Below are 1,927 nucleotides of genomic sequence, written 5' to 3' on the forward strand. Positions count from 1 at the left end.
TCGCCTTTCTTCCAGCTGGCATTCGATGTCCCCGCACAGGAAGAGGCCGGCACCGTACTCACCGGCACACTCGGATGGACTGGCAATTTCCGTTTTACATTCGAAGAAGACCACATGGGGCACCTGCGCGTCATCAGCGGCATCAATCCTTACGCATCTCAATACACCCTTAAAAAAGGAGAGACTTTCCGCACACCGGAATTCATCTTCACACTCAGCTATGCTGGAACGGGACAGGCCAGCCGCAACCTCCACGACTGGGCACGCGCCCATTCGCTCAAGGACGGCGACAAATCGCGTATGACACTCCTCAACAACTGGGAGGCTACCTACTTCAACTTTGACGAAGAGAAACTTATCGGCCTTATCGGCGAAGCCAAAGAACTCGGCGTAGACATGTTTCTGCTTGACGACGGATGGTTCGGCACGAAATATCCCCGCAACAGCGACCGTCAGGGACTGGGCGACTGGCTTGAGATAAAGGACAAACTACCCAACGGTATCGGCCGTCTGACGGAAGAGGCGAAAAAACAGGGAGTAAAGTTCGGTTTGTGGATTGAACCGGAAATGGTCAATCCCAAAAGCGAACTTTATGAAAAGCATAAAGACTGGGTCATTACTCTGCCAAACCGTAAAGAATATCATTATCGCAATCAGCTTGTGCTCGACCTGGCCAATCTCAAAGTGCAGGATTATGTGTTCTCCATCGTAGATGATCTTATGACCAAGTATCCTGACATCGCGTTCTTCAAGTGGGATTGCAACAGCCCTATCACAAATATCTACTCCAACTATGAGGGAAAAGATCGCCAGAGTCATCTTTATGTAGATTATGTGCGCGGTCTTTACAACGTGCTCGACCGTATCAAAGCCAAGTATCCCGACCTTCCCATGATGCTCTGCTCCGGTGGCAGCGGCCGTTCGGACTATGAGGCCTTGAAGTATTTTACCGAATTCTGGCCAAGCGACAACACTGATCCCATTGAGCGCCTTTTCATACAGTGGGGCTTTTCTCAGGTGTTCCCAGTCAAGGCACAATGTGCCCACGTTACCACCTGGAACCGTTCTGCCAGCATAAAATTCCGTATAAACGTGGCCATGATGGGTAAGTTTGGTTTCGACATCAAATTTGCCGACATGAAGAAGAATGAACAGGATTTCTGCAAAAAGTCCATCGCTGACTACAATCGTCTGAAGAGTACTATTCTCGACGGCGACCGTTACGGCCTTGTCTCTCCTTATTCAGGCGAACATACGGCTACGATGTATGCTGACAAATCGAAACAGCGTGCCGTACTCTTCACCTTCGACATTTATCCGCGCTACAATGAATATCGCTCTAACGTGACGCTGCGCGGCCTTGATGTCAATCGCCGCTACGTGGTGAAGGAGATTAACCGTCAGGGACAGGACGACCGCAATGTTGGTATTTATTCAGGCGACTTTCTCATGAATATCGGCCTGTCCGTATTCACCGGCTCGAAAATGAACAGCCGCGTGTTTGAAATCGTTGCCGAATAAAATCCACTTATTCCCATAAATGTCAGGAGCTGCGGTTTGCATTGGCAACCGCAGCTCCTGACATTTTTATATATTGTAGACTTTACTGTATCAAGTGTTATGTAAGTTACCTGCCATCGCCAATTATGACAAGGTTATTATAAAGCAGACTAGAATACCGCTTTGTTTGAAATGGTACAGCCACGTGTTGCTGCCTTGCTGCGACTATCGCCAGAAAGGCTTTGATCAGACAGTTTCCTTACCTTTATGCCTACATCGTGAATACCGGGCAATGGGGAGCGGCGCATGATATGTCCCACAACAATGCGTCCGCGGCTGTGCGCCGGAAGATACAGTGTGTCCATCGGCAAATTATATTGGTAGAGCGATACTCCCGTTCCTCTCACATCGCCATTGTCTGTCGTAA

Annotated in this window: 1 protein-coding gene and 1 pseudogene; one reads left to right on the forward strand and one right to left on the reverse strand. The window is 49.0% G+C overall.

Going from position 1 to position 1,927, the window contains the following annotated elements; genetic code table 11:
• Positions 1–1,521: alpha-galactosidase (locus C5S62_RS03425; RefSeq protein WP_104404060.1), on the forward strand; the 1,521-nt coding region annotated here is incomplete at its 5' end.
• A gap of 149 nt (positions 1,522–1,670) precedes the next feature.
• On the opposite strand, the pseudogene C5S62_RS03430 reads toward C5S62_RS03425, so the two are convergent.
• Positions 1,671–1,927 (reverse strand): annotated as a pseudogene (locus C5S62_RS03430) (gliding motility lipoprotein GldH); the annotation flags it as partial.

It is taken from the genome of Prevotella sp. MGM2 (assembly GCF_002933955.1).
Classification (GTDB): domain Bacteria; phylum Bacteroidota; class Bacteroidia; order Bacteroidales; family Bacteroidaceae; genus Alloprevotella.